Below are 17,496 nucleotides of genomic sequence, written 5' to 3'. Positions count from 1 at the left end.
ATCATGAAAATAACAGATAATATCATCATATATGAGGCTCATGAGTTTCCTCAGCTGTTGATGCAGCCTTTCTACTCCGACTATGTCGGAATCGTAATCTGTCATCAGGGGATGTTCCGTTTCTGTGTAGACGGAACATCCTTTGTTGCATCTGAGGGTGAAACCGTTTTCCTCTCCAAAGGAGTGATGTTTCATGTGCAGGAAACGGGCAAGAACCTCAAATATACCCTTCTTTTTTACCGTGCTGAACAGATTCGTCACATGTTGGGTAATACCGTGGTTACCATGCGTCTTTATGCTACGATTTATCCCAAACCCTGCCATGTCAGGACGACGGGCTATGAGGATATGCTCACTTCCTATGCCCTGATGCTGAGGAAACTGGAGTTGGAAAAAGAGAAGAGTGGTGAACTGGATGCATATTGTGTGCATGAGCAGAAACTGTTACTGATGGCTGTTACGTATCGTTTGTGCAGCATCTTCTCGGCATCGTTCAAGGCTGCCGGCAAGGAGATGGAACGGAAGATTGCCATCTTTGAGTCGCTGGTGCTGCTGATAGAGAAGAACTATATGCGTGAGCGCAGTGTGGCTTTCTATGCAGACGAACTCTGTCTTACACCGAAATATCTGTCGGTACTGGTCAAGTCGGTTTGCGGTCAGACGGTCCAGCAGTTGCTTTTCAAGGCGATGATCCGTCGCAGTATCTACCTGATGAAGAACACCACGAAGACGATACAGCAGATAGCCAATGAACTCAGTTTTCCCAATGCTTCAGCCTTCGGAACCTTCTTCAAGAAACATACCGGTCTGTCGCCTAAGCATTACCGTAATTGGGAAGAGGGAATGAACCGAGATTTCATCCTATATCTATAAAATAAAAAAGGGACAGAGGATTTGTTCTGTCCCCTGTCCCGAAACTGTGATATAACTAAAACAACTGAGCGAAAGCTTCGGCTGTCTTTCCTGTATAGGTCTTCATCTCTGTAACCGGCTTGTAACTGAAATCCTTGAAGGCAAGGAGCTGTGTGGCAACAAACTGGTGGTCGTCAGAGATGCAAGCCTGTAACTTCATATTACCCATGCTGATGGCTGAAACAGGGAATTTGCTGATCGCTGTTTCTACATCCTTAGGGGCTGCACTGAGGATGTTCTCAAGCTTTCTTCCATCCTCTACAGAATATTCTTTCTCTTTTATCTTAATCACACTGTTGGTAGGTTGATAGATGAGCTTGACAGTCAAACCCATGAAACCTTTCTTTACCTGTACATCCTGGAGTGCCAAAACATCAGCACCCATCTCTAAATGATTAATCTTTGCCATAATTTTATACTGTTATTTGCTTATTCTTAATTCTTGAAAAATAATATATATTGAACTGTTTTTTGTTTTGAATAGGGGTGTAACCAGTCTTATCGCAAATCTTAGGAAAGATGCGATAAACCTATATGAAATTTTAAAAAGAGAAAAGAATAAGCACTAACAGAGCAGACGTCGCAGGCAAATGACATAATACTTGCAGGCGACATCAAAGTGGATTGGGGCAGTTTCCTGTCGGAAAGGCTCCATGCCACCTTCTATAGCTGATAAAAGGGATGATAAATAACGGATTCTATTTGTAAGCAATCTACTGGCAGTCTGACTGTTGTGCATGTTGCCACTTGGCAATAAGCGCTGCGGACGGCTGCTACAGATGCGGTAAGCAAGCTGTGAGGCGTTTTCAAGCTGTGCCTCAGGCTGGTTCTTGTCATACTCAACCTTCGCCAAACCATCTTTCTTATGGCTTGCATCTTCGGTATAAGAATCCTCGGGAGTAAAAGAAATAGGGGCAGCAGATACCTCTCCATAGCCTGAGAAGACCATGGATACCAGAAAAAGGATGTATAGTATCAACTGCCTCATATTAAATATATTATGGTGTCAGGATGAACTCCCGACACCAGGGATGATTAATAGCTTCTTGCGATGATGACACGGGCTACAGCTGGCTTGCCGCTTACCATATCTACACCTGGAGTCTGCTCGTAAGCGAAAGGCACGCAGCGGATGGTAGCCTGAGTCTCTTCCTTAATCTTAGCCTCGGTCTCGGCTGTACCGTCCCAATGGCAGAGGAAGAAACCACCGTCCTTCACACGCTTCTTGAACTCCTCGTAGTTGTCGCACTCATAAACGTGAGCATCACGGTAAGCACGAGCCTTCTCGAAGATATTCTTCTGGATGTCTTCCAGCATATTCTTTACGCGCTCAACGATACCGTCGAAGCTTACGTTCTCCTTCTCCAAGGTATCACGGCGCATAATCTCGATGGTGTTGTTCTCCAAGTCACGGCCACCCATAGCCAGACGAACAGGAACACCCTTCAACTCATAGTCAGCGAACTTAAAGCCAGGACGCTTGGCAGGGTTGTCATCATACTTCACGGTGATGCCCAACTCGCGGAGCTGGTCGATGACAGGCTGCAACTTAGCAGTAATCTGAGCCAACTGCTCGTCGCCCTTGTTGATAGGAACGATAACCACCTGGATAGGAGCCAGCTTTGGAGGCAATACGAGACCGTTATCATCGCTGTGAACCATGATGAGGGCACCCATCAGTCGGGTAGAAACACCCCATGAAGTAGCCCATACGTACTCAGGCTTGTTCTCCTTGTTCAAGTAGGTAACATCGAAACTCTTGGCGAAGTTCTGACCCAGGAAGTGAGAAGTACCACTCTGGAGAGCCTTGCCATCCTGCATCATTGCCTCGATGGTATAGGTGTTGAGAGCACCTGCGAAACGTTCAGTCTCACTCTTCACACCCTGCAATACAGGAACACCCATGTAGTTTTCAGCAAACTCAGCGTAAACCTTGAGCATCTCCTGAGCCTTTGCCTCAGCCTCTTCCTTAGTGGCATGAGCGGTATGACCCTCCTGCCAGAGGAACTCAGAAGTACGGAGGAACGGACGGGTACGCATCTCCCAACGCATTACGTTACACCACTGGTTGCAGAGGATAGGGAGATCACGCCATGAATGGATCCAGTTCTTATAGGTGTTCCAGATGATGGTCTCAGAAGTAGGACGGATGATGAGCTCCTCATCGAGCTTTGCGTTAGGATCAACCTCAACCTCTTTGCCATCCTCTGTAGAACGGAGGCGGTAGTGGGTAACTACGGCACACTCCTTGGCGAAACCTGCCACGTGCTCAGCCTCACGAGAGAAGAAACTCTTCGGGATGAGGAGAGGGAAGTATGCGTTCTGTACACCTGTCTGCTTAAACATCTTGTCGAGCTGTTGCTGCATCTTCTCCCAGATAGCGTAACCGTATGGTTTGATAATCATACAACCACGAACTGGTGACAACTCAGCGAGATCAGCCTTTACTACCAAATCATTGTACCACTGACTGTAGTTGTCAGCGCGCTTGGTTAAATTCTTGAGTTCTTTAGCCATATTGCTTTATTCTATTTATTTTGTTTTTTATTTCTTCTGTTATATATATATTAAGGTATAAGCTTGAACCTGCATCATCTGCTGCCGGCAGTTTATCTGTCTGCAGGTGTCTGAAATCCTACTTTTAGGGATTTTCCACCCCCAAATAGGTGATTTCCTAGCTCTATTTCGACAAATACCCTTAAATTTGCATGCAAAAATACAAAAAAATATTAGAAAACTCTCCATTATGGAGAAAAAAGAGTTATCTTTGCAATTAAATAACATAAATATAGGAGATTTTAAAATGAAAAAGACTAATTTTGCAGTTGCAGGCCTCTCTTTGTGCTTGCTTTTCTCAAGTTGTGGAACCAATCAGAAGACAGGTACAGCAGTAGGTGCCGGTTCTGGTGCAGCTCTGGGTGCTCTCGTTGGTGGTTTGCTCAATAATAGCCATCGTGGTACTGGTGCTCTCGTTGGTGCAGCTATTGGTGCAGCTGTTGGTGGCGGTGCTGGTAACCTCATCGGAAAGCACATGGATAAGGTAAAGGCTGAGGCTGAACGGGTGAAGAATGCACAGGTTGAGACTGTAACAGATGCCAATGGCTTGTCTGCCGTTAAGGTAACATTTGCTTCTGGTATCCTCTTCCCAACTAACGGTTCTACTCTCAGCAGCAGCGCAAAGACTGATTTGGCTCAGTTTGCCGGTGTATTGAAGAACAATACCGACTGCGAGGTTTCTATCCAGGGTTATACCGATGCTACAGGTAATGATGGTATCAACTTGCCATTGAGCCAGAAGCGTGCTGAGGCAGTTTACAACTATCTCGCTTCTTGCGGTGTTACCAGCCGTCAGGTAAAGAATGTTCAGGGTTTTGGTTCTGCTAACCCTGTTGTTAATACTACTGCTGCTTGCGCCCAGAACCGTCGTGTAGAGGTTTACATGTATGCTAGCCAGGCTATGGTTAACGCAGCCAACAACGGTACATTGAAGTAATAAGTTTCATGCTCCCGGAAGGGAAAAACTAAATAGATGATTTTGAAGAAAATCAAGAATATAGTAAAATGGGTGGTGGTGCTGTTTTTCAGTACCACCATTCTTGCTGTAGTGGCATATAGGTTCATTCCTGTATATGTCACTCCTCTGATGTTTATCCGATGCTTCCAGCAAGTAGCTGATGGAGAGAGTATTACCCTGCATCATCATTGGGTTTCGATGGATAAGATTTCGCCTCACATGCCAGTGGCGGTAATGGCGAGCGAAGATGCGAGATTCCTGAAGCATCACGGTTTCGACTTCAATGCCATCGAGAGTGCGGCGAAGAATAATGCACGTGGTGGAAAGGTGCATGGAGCCAGTACCATCAGTCAGCAGACTGCTAAGAATGTCTTCCTGTGGCCTGGCCGTTCATGGACCCGCAAGGGATTTGAAGTCTACTTTACCTTCCTCATCGAAATGATGTGGAGCAAGCAGCGCATCATGGAGGTTTATCTCAACAGCATTGAGATGGGACCGGGTATCTATGGTGTGGATGCGGTTGCAGAATATCATTTCGACAAGAAAGCGAAAGATCTGTTTCGTGGCGAGTGTGCGCTGATAGCAGCTACACTTCCTAATCCGCGCAAATTCAGTTCGCTGCATCCTAGCGCTTATATGAAGAAGCGCCAGCGACAGATAGAACATCAGATGAGATTTATCCCTACCTTCCCTCGTGAGGGCGAAGATTTCGACCCAGGCACGGCTGTGGGAGGATATAGGGGGAAGTAATACTTAGTTTATAGTTTATAGTTGATAGGGGTGACCTTAAAATAGTTTTTTGCCTCAAATATTGATTCATGGATTTACTGAAAGACTTGAACGAAGCGCAGCGTGCTGCGGTAGAATATATTGACGGACCTTCGCTGGTGATAGCCGGTGCAGGTTCGGGTAAAACGCGTGTGCTTACTTATAAGATAGCTTATCTCCTGAGCCAGGGCATGAAACCCTGGAGCATCATGGCGCTCACCTTTACTAACAAGGCAGCAAGGGAGATGAAGGAACGTATCGGAAAACTGGTGGGAAATGATCTCGCACAGCATCTCTATATGGGTACTTTCCACAGCATCTTCTCCCGAATCCTGAGAGCGGAGGCTGAGCATATCGGCTTCAACAACAACTTTACCATTTATGACGAAAGTGATTCGCGCTCGCTGATCAAGGCGATAGTGAAGGAGATGGGGCTGGATGATAAGAAGTATAAGCCTGCTGCCGTTCATGCCAAGATTTCGATGGCGAAGAACAACCTGATGAGTGCTGCGGCTTATGAGAGCGATGCGGCTATCTTCGAGCAGAACAAGCGTGCGCAGATGCCTGAGGTTGGTAAGATTTTCGTGGCTTACGTGCAGCGCTGCAAGCAGGCTAATGCCATGGATTTCGATGATTTGCTGACGCTTACCTATCAGCTCTTCAGGGAGCATGAGGATATTCGCCACAAATATGCCGCCCGCTTCGATTATGTCCTGGTGGATGAGTATCAGGATACCAATCACGTTCAGATGTCTATCGTCATGCAACTCTGTCAGGAGAAGCAGCGTGTTTGTGCCGTGGGTGATGACTCGCAGAGTATCTATAGTTTCCGTGGTGCCAATATCGATAATATTCTCAACTATCAGCGCCAGTTTCAGGGCACGCGTCTCTTCAAGCTGGAACAGAACTACCGCTCTACTCAGACCATCGTTGAGGCGGCTAACAGTCTGATCAAGCATAACCGCAACCAGATTCCTAAGGATGTGTTCAGCGAGAATGCGAAGGGCGAGAAGATTCAGTATAAGCCTGCTTACAGCGACAAGGAAGAGGCGGCGATTGTAGCGAAGGACGTGAAGCGTATCCGGCGCGAGGATGGCTGCCAGTATAGTGATTTTGCCATTCTCTACCGCACCAATGCCCAGAGCCGCAGCTTCGAGGAGGAGTTCAGAAAGCAGGGGATTCCTTATCGCATTTATGGCGGACTGAGTTTCTACCAGCGCAAGGAAATTAAGGATATTATTGCTTATTTCCGTCTGGTGGCGAATCCGGATGATGAAGAGGCTATCAAGCGTATCATCAACTATCCGGCACGAGGAATAGGGGCTACTACGGTGCTGAAGATTGCTGACTGTGCCCATCAGAACCAGGTGAGTTTCTGGGAGGTAATCGGTGCCCCAGAGCGGTATGGACTGGCGGTTACCAAGGGTACGATGAACAAGCTGGAAACTTTCAGATTGCTAATTTCTTCGTTTATCGAACGGGCTCAAACTACGGATGTCTATGAATTGGGTGATGCCATTATCAAGGAGAGTGGCATCAGTCAGGATATCATGTCGGGCAAGGATGCCGATGATCTGGCACGTCAGGAGAACCTGGAGGAATTCTTGAGCGGTATGTCGGCTTTTGTGGAGGAACGCCGTGAAGAGGGTAGGTTTGATGAACTCTTCCTGCAGGATTATCTGCAGGATGTGGCTCTGCTTACCGATGCTGACAGCGATGGTGATAAGGATGAACCTCGTGTTTCTCTGATGACGGTTCATGCTGCCAAGGGTCTGGAGTTTCCTACGGTATTCGTGGTTGGTTTGGAAGAGAATATCTTCCCAAGTCCGCTTTCTGCTGCTTCGCTCAGAGAACTGGAGGAGGAACGGAGATTGCTTTACGTTGCCATTACTCGAGCTGAGAAACATTGTATCCTGACGAACGCCAAGAACCGCTGGCGATATGGCAAGATGGAGTTTGATAATCCGAGTCGGTTTATCGATGAGATTGACGGCAAGTTGATTGATAGCCTGGATGAGGCTGGTGGAAGCTTGTTTGGCTCCAGAGCTGATTCGATGTCTGACCAGCCGGAGTGGGCGAGAGCGCAACGTTCTCGCATACCGTGGGAGGATGCTGAGCAGCCTAGATACAGTAGCAGGTATCAGAATTCCAAACCGGTAGCATCGCAGTTTGTAGCAGATCCTAAGCCTTCTCTCTTTGATGATGAACCGGAGACTTCACATACTTCCGGACGCTCGTCTGTTTCCGGACGCTCATCTCTCTCTGAAGGTAATTTCAAGTCTGTTAGAGCGCTGAATGCAGCTAAACGTTACATGGAGACGCATTCTTCTCATCCTGCTTCTCGCAGTACAGGATCTTCTGCAGCATCAGTTTCTTCTTCTGCAGCTTCATCTGTTGGCAGTTCTTCTTGTGGTTTGCAGGAGGGAATGAAGATTGAACATCAGCGTTTTGGACGGGGAACGGTGTTGAAGATTGAAGGTACTGGTGAGAATACGAAGGCTACGGTGGAGTTCGTTCATTCTGGCACCAAACAGCTTCTGCTGAAATATGCCAAGTTTACGGTAGTAGATTAAGTTCTGTAGTCTGATGTTTATATTTAAAGGTTTATCCTGTTTTGAAGTTCTCTCTTACAGGTAGAATCTTATAATATAGATAAAGAGTTATAAAAATAGATTGGGCAAGGTCATCTCTGGTCTTGCCCTTTTTGTTTCTATATACTATAAATTGAAAAAGCGTCCCCGCAGTAGCCTCACGGTTACTACGGGGACTTATATTACTAACATCTAACTTTAGCATTTTTGTTTAAACTTAAAAACGAATTCTTTATGAGAGTAATTTCTCCATTATCTATAAACATAAACCAAGTATCTCATATATTGCAAGTAACTTGTATCCTGCAAATATCTTGTATCCTTAAATGCAAGTTCTTAGAAAAGTTAAACCCATAAATCAGTATCTCTACTAATATCTTGATTATTTTTATTTTATTGCTTTTTGTCTGTTTAATATTTAATACTTTTAATTTACAATGCAAAGATATAAAAAAAATGGGTAAACTCCAAATTAATTTTGTCTTATTTTGTATTAAATGGCTTTTATTGTACTTATGCGGCGGTTTTTAAGGATTAACCGGCAAAGTTAAGAGGGTGTATCATAAACAATCAAATGTTTTATGATACACCCTCTTTCTCAGGATTCTGAATATTTTCGTGTTTATAACGCTTCGTCTTCAGGACGTGGCATCTGTGTCTGGGGCTTCTGTTTCTTGGCTGACTTCATGAATAGTTTCTTCTTCTTGAGCCATGCAGCCTTGCGTATTTCGTATTCTTCGCGATGACGCTCCAAAAAATTATCTGCCATGTTTCGTTTCCTTTTTTACTTTGCGTTATGAATGCTTATTCTTCTTTAAACTTACTGTAAATCACCTTGATTCGGATCGGACCAGATGCCACCTTCTTACCAGTCACCTTGTCTGTGGTATAATCCTTGTCAGGATCATCCGTCCCCACGATGAGTCGGGTAGAAGCGAGTGACATATCGTGATTAATCTTGGAGATGACGGTAGTATAGCCCTGTGTGGTTGTGATGACGTTTACAGGAACCAGTACTACTTTATTCCAGTTTTCCCCCTTGCCCTTGTTCTTATACATGGCAGAAACCAGATTGGCAATATTCTGGAATGTATAGGCATTCTTGTAGGTGCCTGTACTGCTATAGCTTGCTGTATAAGAAGTACGGCTATCAGCCAACTTGCTCTTTTCGAAGAACGACTGCAAACTGTCTTTCTGTACCATCAGGATGGTGCTTGGTGTAGCAAAGTTGTATGGGTTGTCTTCGTTTTCATTGTTGAGTCGTGGGAAAGAGATGGTAGCTGTGTTGAGCGTATCCTTCTCATGTCCCTTCATGATATCTTCGATAGGGAGGGTAACCTCGGTGAAGATACCTGCCGGTGACTTGAGATAAGTACATTTCTCCTGATCCTTACTTGCCAACTTCTTCAAGTTCTCGGTATCGTTCTCAATCTTGTTGAGCTGCAATACCTCTTCTGTACCATCGAAACGGTTGTATCCGATGCTTACAGCTGTACTGTCTGTAACGCCGTCCTTTGCCTTGATGGTCTTGTGGCGGGTCCAGTAGAAGATAAGCTCTGTATTCCAGATCTTAGCCATGTTACCCGTACCGCCTACATTCTTGATATAGAAGCCAGGGCAGACGTTGTGCAGGAACTTGTAGTTGGTCTTGAAGTACTCTGGATGTTCTGCGTATGTTTGCATGATGTAAGAACCATAGTTCTTGTATGTCTTACCATCTTTCTCATACTTCTTATTCAAGTAAATCTTGAAGTTCTTGACATCTGATGTATTGCTCAAGTTGTAATTACTGCTCCAATGCGGGTTGTTTTCGCTTACCCAGCCTTCCTTGAAGGCATTATAATCAGAGTAATACTCCTTATCTTCTGCCATCGGCTTTGTCATCTCATAGGCTGTCACCTTCATTGGGGCGATAGTATCACCATAGCTGGCGTTGTATGAAACCAGAAGGTAGCATGAGTCTGCTTCGATAGAACCCTTGTTTGCCTGCTTGATGTAATCGAGTGTATCTACAGAGAAAGTAGGCAATACGCTCAACTGGGTCATGTAGTCGCCCTTTACATAGTTGCCGGTTTCCGGGTCTTTCATCTTTCCGATGAGTCCCGTGTTGTTGCGGCTCAATACGGCACCTGCTACTATAGACTTTGTGGTAACATTGAACGCTGAGTCAGAAATGTTAATGTTGTCTATCTTATTAGTGATGCTACCACCGATTCCCTCGGTGGTATCATCACATGCAGCGAAAGTAAGCGCTGCTATTACTAATACTGTTAAGAGTCTTAAAATTTTCATTATCCTTGTATGTATGTGTCTCTGTTGTCGGAATTTTATTCTGCGTCAGGACAAACCTTGTTGATGAAGTCTGCGTATGGCTCCTGGATATCTTCTCCCGGATAAGCCAATACAGGCTTGTTCTTCTCCTTCGCATAATCAACGAGAATCTGGTTAGCTTCTTCTTCACCTTCTACCACACCGTCGCTATAGTCGATGGCGAGTTTGCCGAGCTCAATGAAGTCGAAGTCGTCCTGATAGCCGTCGAGCAGTTCAGACTTGGCATCGCGGAAGGCAACGCAACGTTTGAAGTTGGTACCCAGTTCACCCTTAAGTTCGTTGGTATAGAGAGCGGTAATCACCTTTGATTCTGCAAATGAAGGCTCTTCGCTGTAGGCAGTCTTTACGTAGAATGGTACTACTGCGCTAGCCCAACCCTGGCAGACGATCACATCAGGCTGCCAGCGGAGCTTCTTGACGGTTTCCAATACGCCACGTGCAAAGAAGATAGCTCTTTCTCCGTTGTCGGCATATTCCTTTCCGTTTTCATCGGTGCCCATCTGGCGGCTCTTGAAATAGTCGTCATTATCGATGAAATAAATCTGCTGTCGTGTTGTTGGTATAGATGCAACCTTGATGATCAGCGGATGGTCTGTATCATCTATGATAAGGTTCATACCAGACAGGCGAATGACCTCGTGCAATTGTCCGCGACGCTCGTTGATGGTGCCCCACTTAGGCATGAAGGTGCGGATCTCAAAACCTGCTTCCTGCATCTTCTGAGGCAGTTCGCGTCCCATGATTGACATGTGAGACTCGGCTACGTATGGGTCGATCTCCTGATTGATAAATAATACTTTTTTTGCCATAAAATTTAAATTTTATTCTTACGAATTACGTGCAAAGGTACAAAAAAAACTTCAAATAGGGGCATTTTTTCTCCGAAATTCATTATTTTCGGCAATAATTCGCATATTTTTAGGTTTTTTCTTTCTCATTTGAGAAAAAAGTTGTTATTTTGCACCCGAAAACAGATTATGACGATGAAAGTATTCAATAAGATTGTTGACCTCCAGAACGAACTCTTCATGTGTCGTAAGGAGGGAAAGGAAATCGGCCTTGTGCCAACTATGGGTGCGCTGCATGAGGGTCACGCCTCTCTTGTTAAGCGCAGTGTAAAGGAAAATGGCGTGACTGTAGTTTCTGTGTTCCTGAATCCTACACAGTTTAATGATCAGGGTGACTTGGATCGCTATCCTCGTACCCTCGATGCTGACTGCAAGCTCTTGGAGGCTTGTGGTGCTGACTATGTGTTTGCACCATCGGTGAAGGAGATGTATCCTACACCAGATACACGCCACTTTGAGTTTCCACCTGTTTCTACCGTGATGGAGGGTGCCAAGCGCCCGGGTCATTTCAATGGTGTATGTCAGGTAGTGAGCCGTCTTTTCTATATCGTTCGACCAACCCGTGCTTATTTCGGTGAGAAGGATTGGCAGCAGATTGCTGTCATCAAGCAGCTCGTGAAGTACATCAACAGCGATGTGCAGATTGTAGAGTGTCCTATTGTCCGTGATGAGGATGGTTTGGCTAAGAGCAGCCGTAATACTTTGCTGGCTCCTGATGAGCGTGCCATTGCGCCAAACATCTATAAGGCCCTGAAGGAGAGTGTGGAGTATGCCAAGACTCATACCGTACAGGAAACTCACGATAAGGTGGTTGCCGACATCAATGCTGTAGAGGGTCTGGAGGTAGAGTATTTCCAGATTGTGGATGGCGACAGCCTGCAGGATGTTTCTTCATGGGAGGATAGTGCATACGTGGTAGGTTGCATCACCGTTTATTGCGGTAAGACTCCTATCCGTCTCATTGACCATATCAAGTATAAGGGATAATTCCTCGATAGATATTCTTTATTAAGTTTAATCCGTAACAGATCAAGTAATAACAGAACAATGCAGATAGAAGTATTGAAGAGTAAGCTCCATTGTGTGACCGTAACTGAGGCTAACCTGAATTATATGGGTAGCATCACCATCGATGAGGACTTGATGGACGCTGCTAATCTGATAGCAGGCGAGAAGGTTCAGATTGTAGACAACAACAATGGTGAGCGCTTGGAGACCTATATTATCAAGGGTGAGCGTGGCAGCGGTTGTATCTGCCTGAACGGTGCTGCAGCCCGCAAGGTGCAGGTGGGCGATACCGTCATCATCATCGCTTATGCCCTGATGGACTTTGAGGAGGCTAAGACCTTCAAGCCAACCGTGGTTTTCCCAAAAGAGGGAAACAGGGTTTAATATTCAATGGAAACAAAAGAAAGGGTGTGTCATGGACTTATGGCACACCCTTTCTTTTGTTTTATTACTATATAATTTAAGGTGTAATTGCGATGGGTTAAGGATAGATCTCGATATGACTGCTGCCGGAGTTGCCATTCTTGATAATCCTTATTTGGGTGGTGATGCGCTCGCTCATCGTGTCGGTATGACTGATGACGCCCACCTTCTTGCCTTGCGAACTTTGCAGCATGGCGAGGGAGTCGATGACGGTGGCTAAGGTATCGGGGTCGAGGGTTCCGAAGCCTTCGTCAATGAACAGGTTCTCGAAGGAGATGTTGCGGGAGGACAATGCCGACAAGCCCAAGGCTAGACCGAGACTCACGATGAAGGTTTCGCCACCTGATAGGGAGGTGGTGTCTCGGATATCGTCGGCACGGTCGTGGTCGATGACTCGGATGCCCAGCGAATGCTTTACCTGCTGCAGTTCGTAACGGCTGTTGAACTTTCTGATTTCCTGGTTGGCGTGCGCTATCAGGAAACTGAGCGTATAGCATTGGGCTATCTTACGCAGCGTCTTGCCGTCTGCTCCGATAGCATCCGTAATGGCTGTCCAGTCGTCCTTTTCCTGTGTTACGAGATTCAGAGCCTCAGCCTTGTCACCCAACTGCTTCACGGCTTCCTGATGGTTCTGCATCCTGGCGTTGGCAGCAATCAGTTCGTTGCGCTGGCTTCTTTCCTGATACTCCTGCTGAATGGCTAGGAGAGCATCACGGGTTTGGGCTGGCTGATGTTCCAAGTGCTGCTGATGCGCCTTTTCTGCACTCTGGTAAAGGGCGGTAGTTGAAGCCACGGCTTTCTCCTTTTCGTCCTTTTCCCGACGGATGGCATTCCAGTCTTCGGCAGAGTGAAGCATCTCCCGGATGGTATTTCGGTCGATGAATGGTGGTTCGATGCTCTTTTCTTCAAGCTGCTTGTTGTATTCCTCAATCCAAAGGTCGAGTTCCTTTTCCTTCGCTTGCAGATTCTCTTTCATCGTCTTGTTCTGAGACAGCATGGTTTGATGCGAACCTTTACTGTTGGCGAGTTCAGCCTTCAGTTTGTTGATATTCTCGTTCTGGTTATCTGCTGCTTTCGTTGCCTCATCCTTTGCTGCTGTCAGTCTTTGTTCAGCCGCATCAGGTTCTTCTCCATTCAGAATCTGCTTGTATTTCTCCTGCCATTCCTCCATTCCCTTCTTGGCGCTATTCCATGCCTGAAGGGCTTTCTCGTAAGCCTCCTCCTTACTCTTTTGCTGTGAAGAGAGATTGATGGTAAGTGCTTTTTGCTCAGCCAGTTTTGTGGCACAGGTTGAAGCGTTTTCTTGGGCTTTATTCTGTATAGTAGAAGCCTTGCTTTCATACGCAGCTTCATCCTTTACAGCCTTATCCTTGAGTTGGGTCAGCCGTTCTATCTCTTTCTGAATCTTGTTAAAGAGGCTCAGTTTGCTGCTCGCATCTTTCGCCTTGTTTTCATAGATAGGCAAGAGCAATTTCAGTTCTGCCTCTGCCTTCGGAATCTTTGGATACTGGGCGATGAGCGCCTTCCATTCCTCTTCGTAAGTTGCGATTTCTCCCGAGAACTTTTCCTGTTGTTTCTGGAGCGTCTGTACTTCGCCATCGTTCTGTTTTCTTTCGCCGGAAAGCTCCTTTTCCTGTTTCTGCTGCAGTTTCAGCAGATCCTCCTTGGCTTTCAGAAGTTGCGAGAGTTCCGTGGTGGCTTCTTCAAACTGTCTGTTGTCGGTATGATAAGGATGAGTCGTGCTGCCGCAGAGCGGACAAGGTTTGCCTTCCGTCAGGTTGGCACGATGAATCTCCCATTTTTCACTTACCATGAGGGTATAGGCATTTCTCAGCGTCAGGGTCTCTTTCTCCAAAGTCTCGATGGTCAACTTGCCCAGCGCTTCATCTATCTCAGCATTTCTCTTGCCCAAGAGCTGGATGCGCTCCTCATTCTTCTGCTTTTCTGCTGTGGCAGTATCGAGATGAGCCACAACCTTGATGGCTTGCTGAACATCTTGTAGTTTCCGGTCGGCTATAGTCTTACTGTTCTGCAGTTCCTCTATATTCTGTCCGGCAGTCTTATTTCTTTCCTTCTCCCAAGCCTGTTCAGCGGCTTGCGTCGCTTCGTGCAGAACCTGTTTCTGCTTGGCAATCTCTTCCTGTGTCGCTTTGAGGGCAAGGTTCGCTTTCTCCGTTTCGGCTTCCCATTTTTTGATGTCTCGGGCGTTTTCCTCCACGTCTTTCTGGGCAGTTAGATTCTCTTTCTGCGCCAACTCCAATGCCTCTTTCTTTTCTTTCAGATTCGGCATTGCCGCTTCCATTTTTGTTTTCAGCGCCCTTGCTTCAGCGATGACCGGCAGGGCCTTTTCCAGCTGTTCCTGTGCCTTGCTTACTGCTTCCTTCAGACTGGCGAGAGTTTTCTCGCTTTCGCTGATGGCAGACTCTTGACTTTTGATGTTTGCTTCCGCTTTCAGAATGTTTTCTTCCTGCTCTTGGATGCTTTGCGTCTGTCGCTCTACTTCCTGCAGTAGGTTGACGGCAGGCTGTACTTCATCGTGCAACTGCAGACGGAGAATCTGGGCTTGCATCTCTTTGATGGCATCTGATGCTTGCTCCATATCAGTCTGGCAGATATTGATTTGCTTGATTTGCTTATCGTTTTCCTCAAACCATTGCAGGTCTTTCGAAATGGCTTGCAACTGGCTGTCGAGTTCCTTCTCAGCTTTTTCCAACCGGTCGATTTCCTCCTTCAGTTGGGCGAGTTCCTCATCGTTCAGCAGGTTCTGTTTAACGGCTTCCACCGATGCAGCCATCTGGTTGTAGGCATCCGTCGCCTGGTCTTTCGCCTTCTTGATTTCAGTAGCGATGTTCGTATAAGTTTCCTCGCATCCGATGAGTTTTTCCAGGAGTTCGTACCGCTCGTTTTCCTTTGCCGTCAGGAAGTTGGCAAATGAGCCTTGGGCGATGAGTACGGTGCGGAGAAACTGGTCGTAGTCCAGTCCTATGATGTTCGGCAGCTCGTTCCAGTCGGCAGCTTCCTCCGTTATCTCTTCTCCCTTTCTCGTGATTTTATAGAGCGCAGTCTTGGCGTTCTCGTAGCGCACTCTCTGGAATCTGACGTGCCATTCTGCGCGGTAGATGCTGCCGTTGTTGGCAAGGAAGGTGAGTTTGCTGTAGCCTTCCTTCTTGCCACGTGTCAGGATGTTTCTACTGTCGGTAGGAGCCAGACGGTTACTTTCGCTGGCATCGGCAGCTCCGAAAATCTCGATGTTCTGGTTCTTGTCGCCTTTCTTCCTGGGGTAGCGAGGGGCGCGGTTGTAGAGAGCCAGACAGATAGCATCGAGTAGGGTAGACTTGCCACTTCCCGTCGGACCTACGATGCTGAAGATGGTGCTCTCGCCTAAGGCACCTTCTTCAAAGTTGATGATCTCGCCTCCCTGTTTGTCAAGTGAAGCGAGGTTGAGTATTTCGAGTTGTAGGAATTTCATAATGATGATGTCGTTAATAAATCGGATAACATTTTCTCCTGTCTTTCGTTCATCGGAGCGTTGTGTCTGATGGCAAAGGCTTCTTTCAGCGTGTCGAGCGGAGGACGGTTGATGATGTCTTCTATGCTGGTGATGTGCTGGGAACCCTGGATGGTGGAGAGGTCCAGTTGCGGGATGATGCGCTGGATTTTGCAGAGCACGGCATCCTTTTCGTTGACGAGTTTCTCCAGTTCCTTGATGTCATCGCTGGTTAGTTTCTCCTGTTTCACCTTCAGCATCACGTAGTCGAAGTGGTCGCTCAGTTCGCCGTCAGTTCTCTCCTTGAGTTCAGAATTGATGAGCTTCTGCCATTTCTTGAAGGTAAGCTCTTCCTCATCTTCGGGCAGGATGCGGAGGGAATGCTGAGGCTTGTATTCCAGGAAATCTACTTTCCATTCCTTGCTCTTGCCGGTTTCCTTTCCTTCCTCCTCTTCTCCGTGTTCTATGGTGATGAGGTCGATGCCGTGGGTGTAGTCTTTCTCAGCAAACGACATCGGGAGGATACTTCCCGTGTATCTTGCCCAGTCGGTGTTCCAGATATGTTGCCGTTTGTGGATGTGTCCGCAAGTCATATAGTCGGGATGGTCGTTCCATCCTTCCAGGTCCACTTCCTCCTGTCCGCCGATGATGATTTTCTCGCTCGCATCCTTCTTGGCGATATCCGAACCCTTGGCGTACATGTGTGCCATCATGATGCATTTCCTGCCCGGGTATTTCTGTCGAGCCTCAGCCGTCAGTTCTCTCAGAAAGTCGTTGACACCCTGCGAGTAACTGGCGTTCTGCACCACATCGCTTCTAAGGAAAGGTACGGTGAGGATGATGACTTCTTCTCCTTCCTCGTTGGTTACGGGGATGATGAGGTCATCGAAGGAATAGATCCAATGTCCGCCTGTTTTATCATCGTCCCCGCTTTCTCCCTGCTGCCAGATTTTCCTTACGTTTCCTCTTATTTCCACGTGGTATTTGGTGAGCAGCGGACGTGGAGCCTCCAGTCGGCTGGCTGAATCGTGGTTGCCGGCGGTAATGATGACCTGCATGTTCGGGCACAGTTGGGTAGCATCGGCAAGAAACTCGTAATAAACGGTCTGTGCCGCTGCCGATGGATTTCCGTTATCAAAGATGTCTCCTGCGATGAGGAGAGCATCGGGCTTTTGTTCAGCGATTTGTTCCAGGAGCCATTTTAGGAAATGCTTGTGTTCCGGCAGACGGTCGTTGCCGTGAAACAGGTTGCCCAGGTGCCAGTCGCTGGTTGCTAATATCTTCATACTCATAAGAATGTCTAATCTTAGTCTTTTGCTTTGTCTTTGGCTTACAATCCTTTGGCCTTTGGTTTGCAATCCTTTGGCCTTTGGTTTGCAATCCTTTGACCTTTGGTTTGCAATCTGACTACAAAGTTAACACAATTATTTGGGATACGCAAAGAAATAAGCTCAAAAAACGAAGAATTATGGCCGGAAAAGTAAAGATATTCAGGAAAAGTCTTGTTTTATATCTGATAAAGTTGTATCTTTGCAAGGTAGAAATCTTCGTTCATAAACATTGAATGTCCGTTCAGTGTCTTTGAACGGCGGTTCATAGACTTTGAATGTCGGT

At 46.6% G+C, this 17,496-nt stretch carries 14 protein-coding genes; 6 read left to right on the top strand and 8 right to left on the bottom strand.

Annotation, left to right across the window (positions count from 1 at the left end):
- Positions 1–3 precede the first annotated feature (3 nt).
- Positions 4–873 (top strand): helix-turn-helix domain-containing protein, encoded by an 870-nt coding sequence (locus KUA48_RS13460; protein ID WP_218431758.1) that lies wholly within the window; start codon positions 4–6, stop codon positions 871–873.
- A 55-nt stretch (positions 874–928) separates the two neighbouring features.
- On the opposite strand, the gene KUA48_RS13455 is transcribed toward KUA48_RS13460, so the two are convergent.
- The 3 genes from KUA48_RS13455 to proS form a co-directional block, all read right to left on the bottom strand.
- Positions 929–1,321: a hypothetical protein gene (locus KUA48_RS13455; RefSeq protein WP_118151925.1), complete on the bottom strand. Its 393-nt coding sequence runs from the start codon at positions 1,319–1,321 to the stop codon at positions 929–931.
- A 156-nt stretch (positions 1,322–1,477) separates the two neighbouring features.
- Positions 1,478–1,900 carry a hypothetical protein gene (locus tag KUA48_RS13450; RefSeq protein ID WP_218431759.1) on the bottom strand — a complete coding sequence of 141 codons (423 nt, stop codon included), beginning with the start codon at positions 1,898–1,900 and terminating at the stop codon, positions 1,478–1,480.
- A gap of 47 nt (positions 1,901–1,947) precedes the next feature.
- Positions 1,948–3,429: a proline--tRNA ligase gene (gene proS / locus KUA48_RS13445; RefSeq protein WP_118151921.1), complete on the bottom strand. Its 1,482-nt coding sequence runs from the start codon at positions 3,427–3,429 to the stop codon at positions 1,948–1,950.
- 286 nt (positions 3,430–3,715) lie between these two features.
- Between proS and KUA48_RS13440 the strand changes: the two genes are divergently transcribed.
- From KUA48_RS13440 to KUA48_RS13430, 3 genes are all read left to right on the top strand, one after another.
- A complete protein-coding gene (locus KUA48_RS13440) occupies positions 3,716–4,405 on the top strand; it encodes an OmpA family protein (protein WP_153082016.1) in 690 nt (229 codons plus the stop codon).
- A 36-nt stretch (positions 4,406–4,441) separates the two neighbouring features.
- Positions 4,442–5,176, top strand: coding sequence for a monofunctional biosynthetic peptidoglycan transglycosylase (mtgA, locus tag KUA48_RS13435; protein WP_022120926.1), 735 nt, complete (start codon positions 4,442–4,444; stop codon positions 5,174–5,176).
- Between the two features lie 68 nt (positions 5,177–5,244).
- Positions 5,245–7,767, top strand: a complete 2,523-nt coding sequence (locus tag KUA48_RS13430; protein ID WP_218431760.1) for an ATP-dependent helicase — start codon at positions 5,245–5,247, stop codon at positions 7,765–7,767.
- 640 nt (positions 7,768–8,407) lie between these two features.
- Here the strand turns inward: KUA48_RS13430 and KUA48_RS13425 are convergent.
- The 3 genes from KUA48_RS13425 to KUA48_RS13415 are packed head-to-tail and all read right to left on the bottom strand — an operon-like array spanning position 8,408 to position 10,925.
- Positions 8,408–8,554 carry a dehydrogenase gene (locus KUA48_RS13425; RefSeq protein WP_218431761.1) on the bottom strand — a complete coding sequence of 49 codons (147 nt, stop codon included), beginning with the start codon at positions 8,552–8,554 and terminating at the stop codon, positions 8,408–8,410.
- A 35-nt stretch (positions 8,555–8,589) separates the two neighbouring features.
- Complete coding sequence (locus tag KUA48_RS13420) at positions 8,590–10,077, bottom strand: DUF4270 domain-containing protein (RefSeq protein ID WP_218431762.1); 1,488 nt, start codon at positions 10,075–10,077, stop codon at positions 8,590–8,592.
- A gap of 35 nt (positions 10,078–10,112) precedes the next feature.
- The gene (locus tag KUA48_RS13415; RefSeq protein WP_218431764.1) at positions 10,113–10,925 is read right to left on the bottom strand and encodes a glycogen/starch synthase; all 813 of its coding nucleotides are present in this window, start codon (positions 10,923–10,925) and stop codon (positions 10,113–10,115) included.
- A 174-nt stretch (positions 10,926–11,099) separates the two neighbouring features.
- On the opposite strand from KUA48_RS13415, the gene panC reads away from it, so the two are divergent.
- Both panC and panD read left to right on the top strand, forming a co-directional pair.
- Positions 11,100–11,951 carry a pantoate--beta-alanine ligase gene (gene panC / locus KUA48_RS13410; RefSeq protein WP_022120920.1) on the top strand — a complete coding sequence of 284 codons (852 nt, stop codon included), beginning with the start codon at positions 11,100–11,102 and terminating at the stop codon, positions 11,949–11,951.
- A 60-nt stretch (positions 11,952–12,011) separates the two neighbouring features.
- Complete coding sequence (gene panD / locus KUA48_RS13405) at positions 12,012–12,356, top strand: aspartate 1-decarboxylase (RefSeq protein WP_089545082.1); 345 nt, start codon at positions 12,012–12,014, stop codon at positions 12,354–12,356.
- Between the two features lie 97 nt (positions 12,357–12,453).
- Here panD and KUA48_RS13400 read toward each other — a convergent pair whose 3' ends face one another.
- Together KUA48_RS13400 and KUA48_RS13395 are read right to left on the bottom strand one after the other, a co-directional pair.
- Positions 12,454–15,864, bottom strand: a complete 3,411-nt coding sequence (locus KUA48_RS13400) for an AAA family ATPase (protein WP_218431765.1) — start codon at positions 15,862–15,864, stop codon at positions 12,454–12,456.
- Positions 15,861–17,168: an exonuclease SbcCD subunit D gene (locus KUA48_RS13395; RefSeq protein ID WP_218431767.1), complete on the bottom strand. Its 1,308-nt coding sequence runs from the start codon at positions 17,166–17,168 to the stop codon at positions 15,861–15,863. Before KUA48_RS13395 ends, KUA48_RS13400 begins: the two co-directional genes overlap by 4 nt.
- Between the last annotated feature and the right edge of the window lie 328 nt (positions 17,169–17,496).

This window comes from Segatella copri, from assembly GCF_019249795.2.
Classification (GTDB): Bacteria; Bacteroidota; Bacteroidia; order Bacteroidales; family Bacteroidaceae; genus Prevotella; species Prevotella copri_B.
The sequence above is the reverse complement of the archived record's forward strand: the minus strand, read 5'-3'. Positions and strand labels throughout refer to the sequence as shown.

Coding starts and splice junctions, on each gene's coding strand:
- KUA48_RS13460 (WP_218431758.1), top strand. CDS start 4: ATGAAAATAACAGATAATATCATCATATATGAGGCTCATGAGTTTCCT.
- KUA48_RS13455 (WP_118151925.1), bottom strand. CDS start 1,321: ATGGCAAAGATTAATCATTTAGAGATGGGTGCTGATGTTTTGGCACTC.
- KUA48_RS13450 (WP_218431759.1), bottom strand. CDS start 1,900: ATGAGGCAGTTGATACTATACATCCTTTTTCTGGTATCCATGGTCTTC.
- proS (WP_118151921.1), bottom strand. CDS start 3,429: ATGGCTAAAGAACTCAAGAATTTAACCAAGCGCGCTGACAACTACAGT.
- KUA48_RS13440 (WP_153082016.1), top strand. CDS start 3,716: ATGAAAAAGACTAATTTTGCAGTTGCAGGCCTCTCTTTGTGCTTGCTT.
- mtgA (WP_022120926.1), top strand. CDS start 4,442: ATGATTTTGAAGAAAATCAAGAATATAGTAAAATGGGTGGTGGTGCTG.
- KUA48_RS13430 (WP_218431760.1), top strand. CDS start 5,245: ATGGATTTACTGAAAGACTTGAACGAAGCGCAGCGTGCTGCGGTAGAA.
- KUA48_RS13425 (WP_218431761.1), bottom strand. CDS start 8,554: ATGGCAGATAATTTTTTGGAGCGTCATCGCGAAGAATACGAAATACGC.
- KUA48_RS13420 (WP_218431762.1), bottom strand. CDS start 10,077: ATGAAAATTTTAAGACTCTTAACAGTATTAGTAATAGCAGCGCTTACT.
- KUA48_RS13415 (WP_218431764.1), bottom strand. CDS start 10,925: ATGGCAAAAAAAGTATTATTTATCAATCAGGAGATCGACCCATACGTA.
- panC (WP_022120920.1), top strand. CDS start 11,100: ATGAAAGTATTCAATAAGATTGTTGACCTCCAGAACGAACTCTTCATG.
- panD (WP_089545082.1), top strand. CDS start 12,012: ATGCAGATAGAAGTATTGAAGAGTAAGCTCCATTGTGTGACCGTAACT.
- KUA48_RS13400 (WP_218431765.1), bottom strand. CDS start 15,864: ATGAAATTCCTACAACTCGAAATACTCAACCTCGCTTCACTTGACAAA.
- KUA48_RS13395 (WP_218431767.1), bottom strand. CDS start 17,168: ATGAAGATATTAGCAACCAGCGACTGGCACCTGGGCAACCTGTTTCAC.